Origin of the sequence: Micromonospora andamanensis, assembly GCF_016863495.1 — a bacterium.
Lineage (GTDB): Bacteria > Actinomycetota > Actinomycetes > Mycobacteriales > Micromonosporaceae > Micromonospora > Micromonospora andamanensis.
This window is the reverse complement of record NZ_BOOZ01000011.1, coordinates 185,611-203,311: the sequence shown is the minus strand read 5'-3', so window position 1 is coordinate 203,311 and position 17,701 is coordinate 185,611. Positions and strand designations below refer to the sequence as shown.

At 71.0% G+C, this 17,701-nt stretch carries 13 protein-coding genes and 1 pseudogene; 5 read left to right on the top strand and 9 right to left on the bottom strand.

Features of this window, described 5'->3' with window-relative positions; all coding sequences use genetic code 11:
* Positions 1-44 precede the first annotated feature (44 nt).
* Together Van01_RS12240 and Van01_RS12235 are read right to left on the bottom strand one after the other, a co-directional pair.
* Positions 45-1,505 (bottom strand): NADH-quinone oxidoreductase subunit NuoF family protein, encoded by a 1,461-nt coding sequence (locus Van01_RS12240; protein WP_204006188.1) that lies wholly within the window; start codon positions 1,503-1,505, stop codon positions 45-47.
* A 2-nt stretch (positions 1,506-1,507) separates the two neighbouring features.
* On the bottom strand, positions 1,508-3,319 hold the full coding sequence (locus Van01_RS12235) for a ferric reductase-like transmembrane domain-containing protein (protein WP_239099018.1): 1,812 nt from the start codon (positions 3,317-3,319) through the stop codon (positions 1,508-1,510).
* Positions 3,320-3,551: 232 nt separating this feature from the next.
* Here Van01_RS12235 and Van01_RS12230 point away from each other — a divergent pair, with 232 nt between their 5' ends.
* Both Van01_RS12230 and Van01_RS12225 read left to right on the top strand, forming a co-directional pair.
* Entirely contained in the window at positions 3,552-5,000 is a 1,449-nt protein-coding gene (locus Van01_RS12230; RefSeq protein ID WP_204005953.1) for an alpha-amylase, read from the top strand.
* 146 nt (positions 5,001-5,146) lie between these two features.
* Complete coding sequence (locus Van01_RS12225; RefSeq protein WP_239099017.1) at positions 5,147-6,061, top strand: L,D-transpeptidase family protein; 915 nt, start codon at positions 5,147-5,149, stop codon at positions 6,059-6,061.
* 38 nt (positions 6,062-6,099) lie between these two features.
* Here the strand turns inward: Van01_RS12225 and Van01_RS12220 are convergent.
* Positions 6,100-8,112 (bottom strand): annotated as a pseudogene (locus Van01_RS12220) (prolyl oligopeptidase family serine peptidase); the annotation flags it as partial.
* Between the two features lie 68 nt (positions 8,113-8,180).
* On the bottom strand, positions 8,181-8,984 hold the full coding sequence (locus tag Van01_RS12215) for a hypothetical protein (RefSeq protein ID WP_204005952.1): 804 nt from the start codon (positions 8,982-8,984) through the stop codon (positions 8,181-8,183).
* A 135-nt stretch (positions 8,985-9,119) separates the two neighbouring features.
* Here Van01_RS12215 and Van01_RS12210 point away from each other — a divergent pair, with 135 nt between their 5' ends.
* Positions 9,120-10,259, top strand: coding sequence for a site-2 protease family protein (locus Van01_RS12210; protein WP_204005950.1), 1,140 nt, complete (start codon positions 9,120-9,122; stop codon positions 10,257-10,259).
* A 41-nt stretch (positions 10,260-10,300) separates the two neighbouring features.
* Here the strand turns inward: Van01_RS12210 and Van01_RS12205 are convergent, their stop codons facing one another.
* Positions 10,301-11,536, bottom strand: a complete 1,236-nt coding sequence (locus Van01_RS12205) for an FAD-binding protein (protein ID WP_204005948.1) — start codon at positions 11,534-11,536, stop codon at positions 10,301-10,303.
* A gap of 59 nt (positions 11,537-11,595) precedes the next feature.
* On the opposite strand from Van01_RS12205, the gene Van01_RS12200 reads away from it, so the two are divergent.
* A complete protein-coding gene (locus Van01_RS12200; protein WP_204005939.1) occupies positions 11,596-12,024 on the top strand; it encodes a hypothetical protein in 429 nt (142 codons plus the stop codon).
* An 86-nt stretch (positions 12,025-12,110) separates the two neighbouring features.
* Here Van01_RS12200 and Van01_RS12195 read toward each other — a convergent pair whose 3' ends face one another.
* Complete coding sequence (locus Van01_RS12195) at positions 12,111-13,040, bottom strand: LLM class F420-dependent oxidoreductase (protein ID WP_204005937.1); 930 nt, start codon at positions 13,038-13,040, stop codon at positions 12,111-12,113.
* 246 nt (positions 13,041-13,286) lie between these two features.
* Between Van01_RS12195 and Van01_RS12190 the strand changes: the two genes are divergently transcribed.
* Positions 13,287-15,449 (top strand): carbohydrate-binding module family 20 domain-containing protein, encoded by a 2,163-nt coding sequence (locus tag Van01_RS12190; protein WP_204005935.1) that lies wholly within the window; start codon positions 13,287-13,289, stop codon positions 15,447-15,449.
* A gap of 131 nt (positions 15,450-15,580) precedes the next feature.
* Here Van01_RS12190 and Van01_RS12185 read toward each other — a convergent pair whose 3' ends face one another.
* Genes Van01_RS12185 through Van01_RS12175 form a run of 3 tightly spaced genes read right to left on the bottom strand, consistent with a single transcriptional unit; the run spans position 15,581 to position 17,552 of the window.
* Positions 15,581-16,276: an ABC transporter permease gene (locus Van01_RS12185; protein ID WP_204005927.1), complete on the bottom strand. Its 696-nt coding sequence runs from the start codon at positions 16,274-16,276 to the stop codon at positions 15,581-15,583.
* The gene (locus tag Van01_RS12180) at positions 16,273-17,196 is read right to left on the bottom strand and encodes an ABC transporter ATP-binding protein (protein ID WP_204005925.1); all 924 of its coding nucleotides are present in this window, start codon (positions 17,194-17,196) and stop codon (positions 16,273-16,275) included. Before Van01_RS12180 ends, Van01_RS12185 begins: the two co-directional genes overlap by 4 nt.
* Positions 17,193-17,552 carry a GntR family transcriptional regulator gene (locus tag Van01_RS12175; RefSeq protein WP_204005923.1) on the bottom strand — a complete coding sequence of 120 codons (360 nt, stop codon included), beginning with the start codon at positions 17,550-17,552 and terminating at the stop codon, positions 17,193-17,195. The genes Van01_RS12180 and Van01_RS12175 overlap by 4 nt, the downstream gene beginning before the upstream one ends.
* Positions 17,553-17,701: the final 149 nt, after the last annotated feature.

Sequence of the window (17,701 nt, the reverse complement as noted above, 5' to 3'; positions counted from 1 at the left end):
GCTCGCCCGCCGACCCGGGCAGCCGCGCCGCCCGGTCGGCGGGCTCAGGCCTCGGTCAGCCGCAGCGCCAGCGCCGGGCAGACCTTCACCGCCTTCACCGCGCCCTCCCGCAACCAGGTCGGTACGGGGGTGGGCGGGAAGGCGGGGTATCCGTTCTGGTCGAGCCGGATGAAGTCCGGCACCACGTGAGCGCAGAGGCCATGCCCGTCACAACGGGACCAGTCCAGGACCAGCTTCTGCGGGTCGGGATCGGGGGCGCCGGGCAGGCCCATCATGCCCCTGACCCGCCGACCGCAGCCCTCACCTGTGGTGTGCTTCTTGAGGTCCTCGGCGAAGACCTCCATCGCCGAGAGCGCGAACCGGGACGTACCGTCGGGGTGGCTGCACGCGCCGCGACCCTTCACGTCACCGGCGGCGGCCCGGACCACCTCCACCGGCGCGCTGCCGGAAACCGCCAGGTCAACGGCGCGGGCCAGGTCGGGCAGGCCCCGCTTGCACGGGCCGCACTGGCCGGCGGACTCGCCGGCCAGGTACCGCACCACCTGTGCCGCCTCGCCGAGCGGGCAGGTGTCGTTGGCGAGCGGGACGATGATGCCGGCGCCGAGCGTGCCGCCGACGGCGGCGAGCCCCTTGCGGGAGACCTCGGCCCGCTCCGCCGCCTCCCGGGTGATCCACTTGCCGTGGTAGCCGCCCATCAGGATGCCGGGGCCGTCCGGCACCTCGCAGAGTTCGAGGATCTCGGCCAACGGGGTACCGGCCGCGCACTCCACCACCGCGTGGCGCTTCGCCGCGCCGGTGATGGTGAGCAGCAACGTGCCGGGTTCGTCGTCGGTGCCGAGCGCCGCGTACTCGTACGGACCGAGCCGGGCGGCGATCGCCAGCTGGGCGTACGTCTCGGCGTTCGACAGCAGGGTCGGCATCCCGCCGACGCCGGAGTCGCTTGACCGCTTCTTGGTGCCGGGCGGAATGTGCGGCAGCCCGTTGATCCCGTTGACCAGCGCGCCACCCTCACCGCTGATGAACCGGTGCGGGACCGTCACGACGCTCGTCGGTGCCGGCATCCGGCGTTCGTCCAGGGCCTCCATCAGGGAGTCCCGGCCCACCAGGTCGTCGGCCACGCAGAGCACGATCTCCTCGGCGTCCAGCGCGAACGCGGCAAGCGCGGCACCGTCGAGGATCAGGTGCGGGGCCCGGGTGAGCAGGACCTTGTCCTTCCAACTGGCCGGCTCACCCTCGCTGGCGTTGACCACCACCACCGGCGGCAGGTCCTGACGTTCACAGGACTCCAGCACCGCCCGCAGCTTCCGGGCGAACGGGAAGCCGGCGCCGCCCTTGCCCTTGAGCTGGACGCCCTCGGTCAGCCGCAGCAGGCTGGACGGTTCCATCGGGCTGATCGGGCCGTGCACCATCTCGTGGGCGCGCAGGTCGAGCCGGCCGAATTCGGCGAACCCCGCGGTGAGCCGGGGCTCACCGACGGCGGCTACCGGTGGAACTGTGGTCCGCATGGTCACTTGGCCTCACCCCGCAGCCCGGCCCAGTAGGCACCGTCCACCGAATCCGGGTCAGCCTTGCGGCGACGCCGACTCTCCGCCGACGAGGCCCGGCGGGCACGTCGGGAGGCCAGGTCGACAAGGGTGGGAGTGTCGTCGTCGTCGGCCACGTCGTCCGGGGCGTACCGGGCCGGCGGGCGCCAGTAGTCGGTCTCCGCCTCCGGCAGGTCGTCCTCGGCGCTGTGCCGCCCACCGCCGCTACGCGGTGCGGCGGAGATCGGCGAGCCGGAGATGGGCGCGCCGGAGATCGGACCTGTCGACTCCCACCGGCGCGGGCTGTCCCACGGCTCCTCGGCCTCGTCCTCGACGCGCTGCGGCGGAGCCGAGTACCGGCTACCGGCGTCGACCCGGGACCGGCGGGGACTGTCGTACTCCTCCTCGTCCTCGTCGCGGCGGCGACGGCGCACCGGTGCCTCGTACTCCACCAGGTCCTCGTCGCGACGGGCCGCGCGACGGCCCACCGCCTCGCGTTCCTCCTCGCGACGGGACCGGCGGCCGGTCGGTTCCTCGTCCCGCCGCGACCGGCGGACCACCGGCTCCAGGTCCTCCTCGACCCGTGCCGAACGCCTACCGGTGCGCTCCAGCTCCTCGTCGCGGCGGGCGGACCGCCGCGGCTCGGCATCGCGGCGGCGGCGAGTCACCGGCTCCAGCGCCTCGGTCTCGCGGCGCACGACCCGCTCCAGTTCCTCCTCCTCGCGACGGGAGGCACGCCTGACGACCGGCTCGAACTCCTCCTCCTGGCGATCCCGGCCGGGCCGGACCGGCTCGCGCAGCGTGCCCGGCTCGGGGACCACAGGCACGGTGAACCGTTCCGGGTCGTTGCGCCGGATCGTGGGGCTGGCCCAGGTCCCGGAGGTGCTGTCGGCCCAGCTGGTGTCGCGACGGACCCGCTTCTCGCGACCGTCGTCGGCGGCGGTACGGCGGCCGGTCAGGGTGCCGAGCAGGTTCTTGCCGAGGGTCTCCTCGGTGGACTTGCTGCCGCTCATGACCTCGTTCAGGACGGCCGCCTGCTGCTGCTCGCGGCTGCGTCGTTGCAGGGTGACCGAGAGACGGACCATCAGGGCGACCACGACCAGCAGTACGCAGGCGAAGTAGCTCAGGCCCACCCAGGTGGCGGGCGGACGGCCGGCGAGCAGCCCGTGGAAGATGGCGAACGGCCAGGAGACGTACGCCAGGGAGTGCAGGGCCCGCCACACCCACTTCGGGCCGACGTCGGCGAACCGGGCCCGGATGATGCCGGTCCAGAGCACACTCACCATGAGCAGCGCGGCGATGGTGCCGAGCCCGACGTAGAGGCCCCGGCCACCGACGAACGGTACGGCGGCGTCGGTCACCCCCGCCCGGCCGCTGGCGATCTTCGTGATGACGTGGAAGCCCAGGCCGGCCACGCCGAGGATGCCGGTGGCCCGGTGTGCGGACTGCAACAGCACCCGGTGCCGGATGAGCAGCACCAGCCGGTCGGTGGCGAGCAACCCCATCATCACCGTGAGGCTCAACGCGACGAGCGCGATGACCCCGGCGAAGAACTCGGTGAAGAAGAAGCCCATCGCGTACATCTTCTGGCCCGCGCCGGTGAGCATCGTCAACGCCCACAGGGCGGCGAGCCCGGACGCGGACAGCGCCATGATCTGGCCGCGGGACCAGACGCGGATCCCTCGACTGCTGCTGCTGGTACGAACGGCAGCCGCCTTCTCGTTCTGCGTAGCCCGGGCCATCTGCTCCTCGATCGTCTCGCGGCGGCGCACCGCCGGCCGACCCCTGTTCCCCATTCCAGTACGCAGCGCGGCCCCGGTCGGATCAGTGTCGTAAGAAAAAATCTCGGCGAGTTGTCGAACCGCCCCGCCGCCCGGCGCGTGTAGCGGATCCGCCGCCGGACGTCCCGAGCAGTGCATTGACAGGCATTGAAATGAGCTTGTAACCTTTCCGAAATTTTCAGCCCTGATTGCAAGATCCGGGCAGCCGTACCGCCTCCCCCGTCCCCCGGCACCCCTGGAGCACCCGATGCATCGACGTCGACTCCGCCCGGCGATCGTCGCCCTCGCCGTGATCGCCGGCCTCCTCGCCCCTGGCGTGGTGACCGCACCCCCGGCCGTCGCCGCCCCGAGTGGTGGCAAGAAGGTCATCGCCAACCTCTTCGAGTGGAACTGGCCCTCGGTCGCCAGCGAGTGCAGCAGCACCCTCGGCCCGAAGGGCTACGGCTTCGTCCAGGTGTCACCACCGCAGGAGCACGTACGCGGCAACCAGTGGTGGGTCGCCTACCAGCCGGTCAGCTACCGGATCGAATCCCGCAAGGGCACCCGCGCACAGTTCAAGTCCATGGTCGACACCTGCCACGCGGCAGGCGTCAAGGTGATCGTCGACGCCGTCATCAACCACATGTCCGGGCAGGCCAACGGCGGCACCGGGTGGGCCGGCTCGACCTACCAGCACCACGTCTACCCCGGCATCTACCAGGCGCAGGACTTCCACTACTGCGGCCGCAACGGCAACAACGACATCGTCAACTACAACGACCGCTACGAGGTGCAGAACTGCGAGCTGGTGAACCTCTCCGACCTGAAGACGGAGTCCGACTACGTCCGCTCCCGGCTGGCCGCGTACCTCAACGACCTGCTCTCACTCGGCGTGGACGGCTTCCGGCTGGACGCCAGCAAGCACATGCCGGCGGCGGACATCGCCAACATCCGCAGCCGGCTCAACCGGTCGGCGTACATCGTGCAGGAGGTCATCTACGGCGCGGGCGAGCCGATCACGCCGAACGAGTACACCGGCAACGGTGACGTGCACGAGTTCCGCTACGGCAAGGACCTGGCCCGGGTGTTCCGCTCGGAGCGGCTCGCGTACCTGCGCAACTTCGGCGAGGGCTGGGGCCACCTGCCCAGCAGCGTGTCCTCGGTCTTCGTGGACAACCATGACACCCAGCGCGACGACGGCGGGGTGCTCACCTATCGCGACCGGGGCATCTACGCCCTCGCGAACGCGTTCATGCTGGCCTGGCCGTACGGTTCCCCGACGGTGATGTCGAGCTACACCTTCAGCAGCCGCGACGCCGGCCCACCCTCGGACGGTGGCAACAAGACGCTCAACACGGACTGCTACTCCGGCTGGGAGTGCGAGCACCGCTGGCCGGTGATCGCGAACATGGTCGGCTTCCGCAACGCCACCGAGGGCACCGGGGTCAGCAACTGGTACGACAACGGCAACAACCACATCGCCTTCAGCCGGACCGGCCGGGGCTTCATCACCATCAACGACGAGGGCTCAGCCATCAACGGCCGCTCCTACTACACCGGGCTCCCGGCCGGCCGCTACTGCGACGTCATCCACGGCACCTTCACCAACGGCACCTGCTCCGGCCCGGTCATCACCGTCGACGCCAACGGCTGGTTCGCCGCCAACATCCCCGCCCACGACGCCATAGCCCTCCACCTAAACGCCCGCCTCCCCTAACCACCCACCCCCTCCCCACCCCCTTTGCGCGTTGATCAAGAAGTTCTGGTCGCCTCGGGCCTCAATCCGGACGCAAACTTCTTGATCAACGGCAACGGAGGGTGGGTTTTGGGGCGGTTTGAGGGGTTTAGGGGTAAGGTGGATGGGTGGGGGTTTTGGGCGTTTTGGGGTCGCGGGGGCGGCGGGGGGTCGCTCTCGGGGTGGGCGTGGCGGTGCTGATGGGCGGGGCCGCGTACACCGGGTGGGCGCTGACTCCGGCGCCCGGGCCGGCACCGGTCGCCGGGCACACCGGTGGAGCGGTGGTGCCGACGGCGGAGGTGCCGCCGCCGGCCGACGCCGAGCGGGTGCTGCCGGCCGCCCCGGCACCGGACGGGCTCCCGGAGATCGACTACGACCCGGCCCCCGCCGGCTTTCCCGACGACCCGGACGCACTGGACACCACACCACTGACCCAGGGCCTGCATCCGACCCGCAAGCTCGCCGCGTACGACGCGCCCGGCGGTCGACCGCTGGCGTTCCTGATGCCGACCATCAGCGAGGTCGAGCTGACCGTGCCGATCGCCCGCCGCGAGTCCGGCTGGACAGCGGTGCTGCTGCCCTCGGCCAACCGCAAACTGGCCTGGCTACCACCGGGCGGCTTCCGCACCGTCGCGCTGCGCGACCAGATAGTTGTGGAACGGGTGCCCTTCCGGCTCACCTGGTACCGCGACGGCACCGCGCAACAATCCTGGCCGGTAAGCCTCGGTCAGCGTGGCCAGGAGACCCCACTGGGCCGCACCTTCGTCCTGGGCCGCACGCCACCACCGGAATCGGTCTACGGCGGGGTGGACATCTACGCCCTCGGCTCGATCCCCGACGACCTGGACTCGGTCCCGGCCGGGTTGCGCGGCGCCCACATCGGTATTCACACCTGGTTCCACGACGGTGAACTGGGCCAGCAGACCACGAACGGCTGCATCCGGTTGACCGCCAGCGGCCAGCGTCTGCTGCTGGAGAAGGTGCGGTCCGGGACGCCGGTGGTGGTGGTCGACGAGTTGCCCGATCCGCCCCCGACCGCCTGAGTGGGCACCGCGTACGCCGACGGGGCCAGTTTTCGCCAGAGGAACTCCAGTGACATGGCCTCGATGAAGGCGCGCTGCTCGTTGTTGGCCGCCGCGCCGTGCCCACCCTCCACGTTCTCGTAGTACGACACGTCGACACCGTGCTCGCGCAGCCGGGCGGTCATCTTGCGGGCGTGCCCGGGGTGGACCCGGTCGTCGCGGGTTGAGGTGATGAACAGGACCGGCGGGTACCGTACCTCGCGCCGCACGTTGTGGTACGGCGAGTACTCCCGCAGGTAGGCCCAGTCTTCCGGAACGTCCGGGTCGCCGTACTCGGCGATCCACGAGGCGCCGGCCAACAGCCGGTGGTAGCGGCGCATGTCCACCAGTGGCACATTCGCCACGACGGCGCCGACGAGCGACGGGTAGCGGGTCAGCATCGCCCCCATCAGCAGGCCACCGTTGCTGCCGCCCTCGACACCCAGCGTGGCCGGCGTGGTGATGCCCCGGGTCACCAGGTCGGTGGCCACGGCCGCGAAGTCCTCGAAGGCGCGCGGCCGATCCGCTCGCAGCGCCGCCCGGTGCCACCGGGGACCATATTCACCGCCGCCGCGAATGTTCGCCACCACGTAGGTGCCGCCACGGGCCAGCCAGCCCCGGCCGATGATCCCGTCGTAGCCGGGGGTCAGGGAAACCTCGAAACCGCCGTACCCGTGCAGCAGCGTCGGTCCGGCGGGCGCGGCCGGATCTCCGACCACGAAGTACGGCACCCGGGTGCCGTCGGCGGAGGTGGCGAAGAACTGGCGTACCGCCAGGCCGTCGGGGTCGAAGAACGCGGGTGCCCGCTTGAGCGTCTCGACCTCGCCACCTACCTGCCCGAGCCGCAGCGTGGCCGGCTGGAGGAAGCCCTCCGAGGCGACCAGGTAGGCGTCGTCCCGGTCCGGGTCGGTCTCGACGAGACAAGCCTCCTCGTCCGCCGGTACCCCGGGCAGCGGTTCGCGTCGCCAGCCGCGCTCACCCGGGGTGAGCATCTCCAGCCGGCTGCGTACGTCGGTGAGGGTGGTCAGGATCAGGTGGTTACGGGTCCAGGCGGAGCCGCCGAGTGACGTGTGCTCGTCCGGTCGGAACAGCACGTCGAAGCCCCGCGAGCCGGCGATGAAGTCGTCGAGTCGGATCGCCAGCAGGGCCCCCGCCGGGTGGGTCAGGTCACCGACCGGCCAGGGGGTACGCGGCTGGACCAGCAACCACTCCCGGCGCACTCCCCACTCCGCGTCCTCGGGCACCGGAATCCGGACCCGCTGCCCCGCCCCGGCGAGCAGGAAGCTCTCGGAGCGGTAGAAGTCGAGGCTGCGACTGACGAAGTCCCGCTCGAAGCCGGGCGTGGCGTCCCGCCAGCCGTACGCTCCGACGTCCACCGTGGACGCCTCGAAGACGACCTCGGCCTCGGCCAGCGGGGTACCCCGCCGCCAGCGCAGCACGATCCGTGGATAGCCGGAGTCGGTGAGCGAACCCGGTCCGAGGTCGGTGCCGATCCAGATGTGGTCGGCGTCGATCCAGCAGACGTCGGTCTTGGCCTCGGCGACGGTGAACCCACAGTCGACGAAGCTACGCTCAGTCAGGTCGTACTCGCGGACCACCACCGCGTCCGCACCGCCCCGGGACAGGCTGACCAGGCAGTGCCGGTGCTGCGGCGGCAGCGTCGCCACTCCACCCCAGACCCAGTTCTCGCCCTCGTTTCGGGCCAGCGCGTCCAGGTCGAGCAGGACGTCCCACTCCGGCTCGGATCGGCGGTACTGGTCGAGCGTGGTTCGCCGCCACAGTCCGCGTGGATGGGCGGCGTCCCGCCAGAGGTCGTAGTAGAAGCCGTCACCGCGCCATCCCGGGTACGGGATGCGGTCGTCCGCGTCGAGCACCTGCCGGATCTCGGTCTGGCGGGCGGCGAACGCGGGGCCGCCGGTCAGCGCGGCGACGGTCTCGGCGTTGCGGTCGCGGACCCACGTCGCGGCCTCCGGGCCGTCCAGATCCTCCAGCCAGAGGTACGGGTCGTCGCTGTCATCGGTCGAGATCGCCACCCTCGAACTATGGCTGAACTCCGACGCGGCACCCGATACCCGGCTGCTGTCGACATCGCGACTGGCGCTCAGCCGCGGGGACGCGGTACGTGAGTAGTGAGGCCGTCGCGTTCCCGGCGAATGCCGTCGGCGTGAGCGCGGAAGGCCGGGCCGTGGTGTGCGATCGCGGCGGAGACCGCCTCCGCCCGGTCGAGCAGGTGGGCGGCCAATCGCAGGTCGCCGGCGACCGTCACCAGTCGGCTGATGATCCGCAGGACCTGGGCCAACTCGCTGGCCTCGAAGACGCCGTCGGCGGCGTGCCGCTCGAAGACCGCTACCGTCCGGGTCGCCCGATGGATCATCTGATCGAGGTCGTCGGCGATCTCCGCACGCCGTCCCGCGATCACGGCCTGGGCGAAGTCGTCGGCGGTGGCCGTGAAGAGGAAGATCTCCAGTCGAGCGCTCGCGTGCTCGCCGTGCGGGCCGGTGGCTCGGTCGGCCGCCTCGGCGACCCGCTCCATCACCTCTGCGGCTTCCGCCGTCCGGTGGGTCGTCATCAGCACCGGAACGACGACACCCAGCCAGTACGCGATCCGTGCCACGACCCGGTTCTGGTCCTCGGCGGGGTCGGGTCGTTCCAGCAGTGAGCGGCACACCGTCCACCAGCGCAAGGCGTACTCCTGCGCGGTCTGGGGGTTGCCGGAGTTCGCCGCCGTCAGCCGCCACAGGGACCGGGCCAGGCGGAGCCGCCCGCCGGGCACGCCGTCGGCGGCGAGCGCCTGCGCGGCCGTGACGGCGTCGCGCGCCGCGCCCACCGCCCGCGCGGATGACGGCTCGGACCGCGCCAGCTCATCGGCGTGGTCGGCCATCGCGTCAACGGCCTCGATTCCCACCCCGCCATTGAAGCAACGGCGGGTACGACAGCGGTACGCGAGCGAGAGCCGGATTGACGACAGGAAAGTGGCGCTGCACCGTTCGGTGACGTTCGGCCCTGGCATGGGAACGGGCTGCGGGGGTATGACCGAGACATGAGGGCGAGTTTCCGGCTCGGCCGGATCGTGGGCGTACCTGTCGGGGTCAACTGGAGCGTCCTGGTCATCTTCGCGCTGATCTGGTGGGGGCTGTCGGCCAATCTGTTCCCCGAGTCGTACCCGGATCGGTCGGTGTTCGCGTACCTGCTGGCCGGGCTGACCGCCGCGGTGGTCTTCTTCCTCGGCCTGCTCGCCCACGAGGTGTCCCACGCGGTGGTGGCCAAGCGCAACGGCCTGGGCGTGCAGGGGATCACCCTGTGGCTCTTCGGCGGGGTCGCCGAGCTGCGCGGCGAGGCCCGGTCGCCCGGTGCCGAGCTGCGCATCTCCGGGGTCGGGCCGCTGGTCAGCCTGATCATCGGCGCCGTTTTCGGGGCGATCGCGATGCTGCTCGCGCTGGCCGGGGTGCAGGGGTTGCTGCTGGGCGTGATGGCCTGGCTCGGCGGCATCAACCTGCTGCTTGCCGTGTTCAACATTCTGCCCGCCGCGCCGCTGGACGGTGGACGGCTGCTGCGGGCAGCGGTGTGGAAGGCCACCGGCGACCGGACCCGCGCCACGGTGGTCGCGGCGCGGGCCGGTTGGGTCCTCGGCCTGGCGCTCATCGGGTTCGGGCTGTGGCGGTTCCTCACCGGTGCCGGCGTCGGCGGGCTGTGGCTGGCCCTTATCGGCTGGTTCCTGATCGGCGCGGCAACCATGGAGGAGCGGCAGGCCCGGGTGGGCGACGCGTTGCGCGGCATCCGGGTCGCCGACGTGATGACCCCGCAGCCACAGACCGCTTCCGGCGAGCTGACGGTGGCCGACTTCGTGGACAACTACCTTTTCGCGTACCGGCACACGGCGCTGCCCCTGATCGAGGATGGTCGGCCGGTCGGGCTGGTCACCCTCGACCGGGTCCGTGGCGTGCCGTTCGACGAGCGGGGCAGCACCACCCTGGCGGCGGTGGCCTGCCGCGCCGACGACCTGGTGCTCGCCTCCCCCGACGAGCCGCTGACCGACCTGCTGCCCCGGCTCAGCGACTGTGCCGACGGCCGGGCGCTCGTGGTCTCCGACGGTCGTCTGGTCGGCATCGTCTCCCCCAGCGACATCAGCCGCGCCGTGCAACGCAGCAGCATGCGCGACCAACTCACCACCGGCCGCTAGGTTCCCGCGCGGCAATGCGGGACGGCCGCCGTGGGGGGGGGTCAGCGGGGGAACAGGTGGTCGAGTTCCTCGGTGCGGAACGTGCCCGCGGGGTCGAGGCGGGTCACAAGCGCGGCGAAATCGGCCCAGCGGGGGTAGGTGGCGGCGATCGTCCCGGTCGGTGCCGTGAAGACCTTGCCCCAGTGCGGCCGGGGCGCGAAGGGGGACAGCGCCCGCTCGACCTCGGTGAGGACCGGCAGCACCGCACTCGCGTCGGCGATCCAGGTGAAGTGCACAGCGAGGCTGTCGCGGTCGTGCTGCGGGCTGAGCCACAGCTCGTCGGCGGCGATGGTGCGCAGCTCGCTTGTCTGCGCGACCGGGGCGACCAGGTGCGCCACCTCGTCCAGCGCGGCGAGCGCGTCGGCGGCCACCGCGCGGGGCAGGTGGTACTCGGACTGCAACTCGTCGCCGTTGCTGGGGGTGAAGCCGAGCCGGAAGTGCGGCAGCCGCTCGTGCCAGGGGCCGGGCACGCCGAGCTGCTCGGTGCAGTTGACCACAGGCATGCCGGGTACCGGATGCCAGGGCCGGTCCGCCGCCGTGGTGCCGAGCCAGTCCGCCGGGGGCGCGGGCTGGTCCGCGAGCTGCTTGCGCCAGACCTGGGTGCCGCGGGTGGAGCGCCAGTCGGTGAAGACACTGACGCTGTACGCCGAGGCGAGCGCCTCGTCCAGCGCCTCGCGGGGCAGGTCGAGGCGGACGTACTGGCGTACTTCGAAGGTGGGCACCACGTCCAGGGTGAGCCGGGTGACGATGCCCAGCGCGCCGAGGGAGACCACCATGCCGGCGAACTCGGGGTCGGTGCGGTCGACGGTGAGCAGGTCACCGGCGGCGGTGACCAGTTCCAGGGCGGCGACGGCGGTGGCCAGGTTGCCGATGGTCTCGCCGGAGCCGTGGGTACCGGTGGCGACCGCGCCGGCCACCGAGATGTGTGGCAGCGAGGCGAGGTTGGCCAGCGCGTACCCGCGCTCGTGCAGCCAGCTGGCCAGGTCGCCGTAGCGCACCGCGGCGGGCACGTCCACCGTCCGCCGCTGTTCGTCGAGTCGCACGGTGTCCGGCAGCCCGGCCAGCGTGACCAGCTCGCCCGTGGTGTCGCCGAGGCGGTTGAACGAGTGTCCGCTGCCCACCGCCCGGATCCGGTCGCTGCCGGCGACCAGCTCACGCAGCTCGTCGACCGACGATGGCCGGTGGAACGCCCGGGCTGCGTACTCGACGTTGCCGGCCCAGTTGCGGTGCGTCGACACTCCCGACCCCCTCTCCGTGCCGGCGGTTACCGCCAGCTCCGTCGGGGAACCCTACGCCGATGAGCAGCTACCGTGATCCCGCCCCACGCGGCGACGTCTACCCGTCCGAGGAGGAGATCGACCCGGCCGGCAGTGGCGTGTACCCCGCCAGCGGTCCCACCGGCACCGTCGAGCCTCCCCCGGTCACCTGGAGCGATTCCGGGCCATCGGCGAGCCAGCCGGATCCGCAGCCCAGCCCCGCCCCGGAACCTGTACCGGCGCCACCGCCCACCCCCGGACCGCCGCCCCGGGTCGAGGGTGGTGCCCGGTCGATCGTGACCCGGCACATGGACGGTTCGGTCCAGGTGGTCACCGACTTCGACGGCGACGGCGTGGCCGACGTGGTGCAGTTCGACCTGGACGGCGACGGGCTGCCGGACGTCACATACCTCGACCGCGACCGGGACGGCCAGCTCGACACCGTGCTGCGCGACGAACACCGGGTCTGAGATCGACTCCGATTGCGGCATGCCGGTGTCTCCGGGGCCGCTGACACCCCGGCTTGCCGCAATCGGAGCCGCCAGGCGTCCGCCGGTCAGAGCTGGCGCATCACCTCGGTGGCGACCAGATCGAGGTGGTCCAGGTCGGTCAGGTCGAGCACCTGGAGGTAGAGGCGCTGGCTGCCGACCTCGGCGTACCGGCCAATGGTGTCGATGACCTCGGCGGGTGTGCCGGCGAGGCCGTTGGCGCGTAGCTCGTCCGGTTCGCGGCCGATAGCCGCGGCCCGCCGCGCCACCTCGGCGTCGTCCTTGCCGCAGCAGAGCACCAGCGCGTTGGACCAGGTCAGCTCGGCCGGGTCGCGGCCGATGTCGGCGCAGGCGGCACGGACCCGCTCGAACTGGGCCACCGTCTCGTCGATCGAGACGAACGGCAGGTTGAACTCGTCGGCGTAGCGGGCGGCGAGCTGCGGGGTACGCTTCGCGCCCTTGCCGCCGAGCAGGATCGGCGGGTGCGGACGCTGGACCGGCTTGGGCAGTGCGGGCGAGTCGGTCACCTGGTAGTGCCGGCCGGTGAAGTCGAACGTCCCGCCCGACGGGGTACGCCACAGACCGGTGATCACCGCCAGCTGCTCGTCCAGCCGGTCGAAGCGCTCCCCCAGCGGCGGGAACGGAATCCCGTACGCCCGGTGCTCGGCGTCGTACCAGCCGGTGCCGATGCCCAGCTCGACCCGCCCGCCGCTCATCTGGTCGACCTGCGCGACGGTGATCGCGAGGGGGCCGGGCAGTCGGAACGTCGCGGCGCTCATAAGCGTGCCGAGCCGGATGGACCGGGTGTCCCGGGCCAGCCCGGCAAGCGTCGTCCAGGCGTCGGTGGGGCCGGGTTCGCCGCTCACCGACCCCATCTTCAGGTAGTGGTCCGAGCGGAAGAAGGCGCCGAAGCCGGTCTCCTCGGCGCGTCGGGCCACGGCGAGTAGGTCGTCGTAGCTGGCGCCCTGCTGGGGTTCGGTGAAGATCCGCAGTTCCATGGGTCGAGCATAGAAAGCCGCCGGCTGTGGCGCTCGCCGACGACTTCCGGAATCAGCGCCGGAAAGTCTTGCAGACATTGCAGACGGTCGCAAGAGCCCTTATCTCGTTGCAGCGGGTTGTGAACGATAGGTTCCCAACAATCGATGCGACTGTTACGGTCACGCAACAACCGCAAGTTCTTGCACATCTTGCAGGAACCTTGACTGTCACCGGCGTCTGCCTGACCGTCCCCCGAGGAGGGCACCGTGCGCATCCCCCGTCCCCGCGCCGCGATCCCCGCGGCCCTGGCCGCGATACTTGTCGCGGTCGGTCTCACCACAGTCACCGCCGGCACCGCCCCCGCCAGCGCGGCTGACGTACGTGCCAACGGCGACGCGATAGTCCACCTGTTCCAGTGGCGGTGGAGTTCCGTCGCCGACGAGTGCGAGCGCAACCTCGGCCCCAACGGTTGGGGTGGTGTGCAGGTCTCCCCGCCGCAGGAGCACGTGGTACTGCCCAGCGCGGAGGGTGCCACCTACCCGTGGTGGCAGGACTACCAGCCGGTGTCGTACCGGCTCGATCAGACCCGGCGGGGCACGAGGGCCGAGTTCGTCGACATGGTCCAGCGCTGCCGCGCCCAGGGCGTGAAGATCTACGTGGACATGGTGCTCAACCACATGAGCGGCACCGGCTCGGCCGGCAGCGGCCCGGGCAGCGCGGGCACCGTCTACAGCAAGTACAGCTACCCGAACCTGTTCAACGACGGCTCGGGCGACAGCTACGGCTACGGCGATTTCGGGCCCTGCTACCGGCGGATCAGCAACTGGGGCAACAAGCAGGAGGTGCAGGACTGCGAGCTGCTCGACCTGGCCGACCTCAACACCGCCGACCCCGAGGTACGGCGGAAGATCGCCAAGTACATGAACACGGTGATCGACCTCGGGGTGGCCGGGTTCCGGGTCGACGCCGCCAAGCACGTGCAGGAGGCGCACCTGGCCGACATCATCAGCCGGCTACGGGACGTGCCGGGGTTCGGCGGCCGGCCGGACCTGTTCCACGAGGTGTACGGCGACGGAACCATCCCCTACACCGCGTACGCGCCGTACGGCGGGGTGACCAACTTCGACTACCAGCGGGCCGTGTCCTCGGCGTTCCGGGACGGCAACATCGCCCAGCTGGGCAGCCTGCCCAACTACGGCGGGCTGACCGCGCAGCAGGCTGTCGTGTTCATCGACAACCACGACACGCAGCGGGAGAACCCGACGCTCACCTACAAGAGCGGCGCCCGCTACTACCTGGCGGACACCTTCATGATGGCCCACCCCTACGGCCGGCCCCAGTTGATGTCGAGCTACGCGTACGGCTCGGTGCACGGTCAGGGTCCGCCCAGCAGTTCCAACGGCACCACCCTGGCCACCGACTGCGCCAGCGACGCGTGGATCTGCGAGCACCGCGACCCGGGGGTGGCCGGCATGCCGGGCTTCCGTAACGCGGTCGCCGGCACCGGCATCGGGTCGGTCACCACCGACGGCAACGGCCGGCTGGCGTTCGGCCGGGGCGACCGGGGGTACGCCGCCTTCAACGCCACCGGCAGCACCTGGAGCCGCAGCTTCACCACCTCGCTGCCGGACGGCCGCTACTGCAATGTCGGCAGGGGTGCGTACGACCAGTCGACCGGGGCCTGTCCGGGCGGCGCGGTGACCGTCGCCGGTGGCAGCTTCACCGCCGCCATCCCCGCCGACCAGGCGGTGGCCATGCACGTCGGAGCCCGTCTCGACGGCGTCACCCCGAGCCCCACCCCGACCGCCACGCCGACGCCGACCGCGAGCCCGTCCCCGCCGGCCGGGTCGACCCGGTTCACCGCGACCGTCTCCACCGAGCCGGGCCAGGAGGTGTACGTCGTCGGTTCGATTCCGCAGCTCGGCTCCTGGAACCCGGCCAACGGGGTGAAGCTGTCCACCACGTCGGGCAGTTACCCGAGCTGGACCGGGTCGGTGGACATTCCGGCCGGCACCGCCTTCGAGTGGAAGCTGGTGAAGGTCGGCAACGGCACGACGCAGTGGGAGAACGACCCCAACCGGACCGGCACCGGTGGCACCGCCGTCACCGCCACCTGGAACCAGCAGGCGAGCAGCCCACCCGGCGATGCCACGGTCTCCGTGCGGGTCACCGCCAGCACCACGTACGGGCAGGAGGTGTACCTGGTCGGCGACCTGCCCGCCCTCGGCGGCTGGGATCCGGCCCGTGGGATCCGGCTGTCACCGACGGCGTACCCGGTCTGGACCGGTGCGGTGAACCTGCCCGCCGGCACGACGTTCTCCTACAAGTACGTCAAGCGCACCGACTCCGGGCCTGTGGTGTGGGAGTCGGGTGCGGACCGCACCGCCACCGCCTCCGGCGCGGTGACGCTCACCGACACCTGGCGCTGAGCCACCCGAGTGCTGACCGTCCCGCACCGTGCGGCCCCTCCCGACCTGGTCGGGAGGGGCCGCCCCCGTCGTGCCACGGTGCGTCGGGCGGCCGGCGTCCGCCCCACCTCGGGCGCCGGCCGGGCCGACGGTCAGGGCGTCGCGCGTCGGATGGTCAAGTAGCTGAGGCCGGCGAGCAGCAGGGTGAGCAGCGCCGGCCAGCCGACCAGCATGGCCCAGCCCGGCTGGTCGGCGAACCAGCCGCCGATCGCCGACCACCAGCCCTGCCAGGTGGCGAGCACGACGAGCCCACCGATCCCGGCCAACGCGACGGTGCTCAGCATCAGCAGGCCGTTGATGCCCCAGCGCTTGAAGACCAGGCCGATGGCGATGCCGATGAAGCCGAGCAGCAGGAACGGGAGGGCGAAGCCGAGGAACCTGAGCACCGGGTTGTCGACCATCAGGAACGGCAGGCCGAAGAAGGTCAGGTTGACGCCCCACCCGTCGGTGGCTTCCTCGATCACGGCCAGCAGGTAGAGCACCGCCGCGTAGCTGATCGCCTGGCCGGCGAAGTGGAGCACGTTGCCGAGATAGAAGCTGCGGCGTGAGACGCCCAGCCCGAGCGCGAACGGGAAGTCCTGGGTGATCGCGTTGACGCTGGCGACGAACATCACCACGTAGATGCTCATCAGCCCGCCGGTGCTCGGCTCGAAGTCGTCGGCCTCGTTCATCGCGCTGAACAGCGCCACGTTGATGAGGAAACTCAGTGCGAGGATGCCCCACGGCCAGCCGACCACGCTGCGCCAGCCGACGAACTGCAGGCGGGCCACGGTAAATGCGCGGTTCATCGGACAGCCTCCTTCTTGTCTGCCGCGGCGGCGCTGCCGGTCGCGTGCCCGTTCTGCGACGTGGTCAGGCGTACCACGATGTCCTGAAGCGAGGACGCTTCGAGGTCGAGGCCCAGGGACCGGGCGCGGTCGTGCGCGGCCGGGCCGAAGTCGCCGCGTACGGTGACCCGGGCCGTCCCGCCGAGCGACGCCCGGTGCAGTTCGGTGCCGGTACGGGAGAACTCGTCGACGGCCGCGACCGGGCCGGAGACGGTGACCACCTGGCCGCGCAGCGCCTCCGCCTCGACATCAAGCAGGAGTCGACCCCTGTCGATCAGCAGCACGTGCTCGATCAGGTCGCTGACCTCGTCGATGAGGTGGGTCGACAGCACGATGGTGCGGGGGTGTTCGGTGTAGTCGGCAAGCAGGTGGTCGTAGAAGATCTGCCGGGCCACCGCGTCCAGGCCCAGGTAGGGCTCGTCGAAGAAGGTGAGTGGGGCACGCGAGGCGAGCCCGACCACGATGCCGAGCGCGGAGAGCATGCCACGGGAGAGCTTGCGGACGTTGCGACCGCGCGGCAACTGGAACACGTCGACGAGCCGTTGGGCGAACTCCTCGTCCCAGCCCGGATAGACCAGGCGGGCCGCGCGCAGGACGTGCGTGACCCGAAGGTGCGACGGATAGGTCTGGCTCTCTTTGATGAACGAGATCCGGGAGAGCACCTGCTCGTTCTCGTACGGGTGCTGCCCGAAGACGGAGATCTCCCCGCTGGTGGCGAAGTTCTGCGCGGTGAGGATCTGCATCAGGGTGGTCTTGCCGGCCCCGTTGCGTCCCAGCAGGCCGTGGATCCGGTTCTCGGCGAGCGAGAAACTGACGCCGTCCAGGGCGGTCACCCCTCGGTACCGCTTGGTCAGCTCGGTGACCGTGACGACCGCGCTCATCGGCCCTCCTCCCAGGTGTCGATCATGCTCTTGAGTTCGGCCGGTTCGATGCCGAGCTTGCGCGCCTCGGTCAGCAGCGGCCGGACGTACTGCCTGGCGAACTCGTCGCGGCGCCGGCCGCGGAGCTTCGCTCGGGCACCGGATGAGACGAACATGCCGATTCCTCGCTTTTTGTAGAGAGTTCCGTCGTCGACAAGCGTGTTGACCCCCTTGGCGGCGGTCGCGGGGTTGATCCGGTGAAAGGCGGCCAGCTCGTTCGTCGAGGGCACCTGGCTCTCCTCGGGGAACGTCCCGTCCAGGATCGAGTTCTCCAGCAGCTCCGCGATCTGGAGGAAGATCGGTCGGCCGTCCTCCATCACGTCCACCATTCCCAGTCGCCACACTGGTTGGCTGGTTCATTACTCATGTAACTAACCATGCAACCAAGGTACGGCCGGTGTCAAGGGAGACGGACGACCGGCGTTAACCTTCCGGCCCGGCCGGCGCGTCTATCTGTCGGGAGGTA

Coding starts and splice junctions, on each gene's coding strand:
- Van01_RS12185 (WP_204005927.1), bottom strand. CDS start 16,276: ATGAACCGCGCATTTACCGTGGCCCGCCTGCAGTTCGTCGGCTGGCGC.
- Van01_RS12235 (WP_239099018.1), bottom strand. CDS start 3,319: ATGGGGAACAGGGGTCGGCCGGCGGTGCGCCGCCGCGAGACGATCGAG.
- Van01_RS12230 (WP_204005953.1), top strand. CDS start 3,552: ATGCATCGACGTCGACTCCGCCCGGCGATCGTCGCCCTCGCCGTGATC.
- Van01_RS12195 (WP_204005937.1), bottom strand. CDS start 13,040: ATGGAACTGCGGATCTTCACCGAACCCCAGCAGGGCGCCAGCTACGAC.
- Van01_RS12200 (WP_204005939.1), top strand. CDS start 11,596: ATGAGCAGCTACCGTGATCCCGCCCCACGCGGCGACGTCTACCCGTCC.
- Van01_RS12240 (WP_204006188.1), bottom strand. CDS start 1,505: ATGCGGACCACAGTTCCACCGGTAGCCGCCGTCGGTGAGCCCCGGCTC.
- Van01_RS12180 (WP_204005925.1), bottom strand. CDS start 17,196: ATGAGCGCGGTCGTCACGGTCACCGAGCTGACCAAGCGGTACCGAGGG.
- Van01_RS12175 (WP_204005923.1), bottom strand. CDS start 17,552: ATGGAGGACGGCCGACCGATCTTCCTCCAGATCGCGGAGCTGCTGGAG.
- Van01_RS12210 (WP_204005950.1), top strand. CDS start 9,120: ATGAGGGCGAGTTTCCGGCTCGGCCGGATCGTGGGCGTACCTGTCGGG.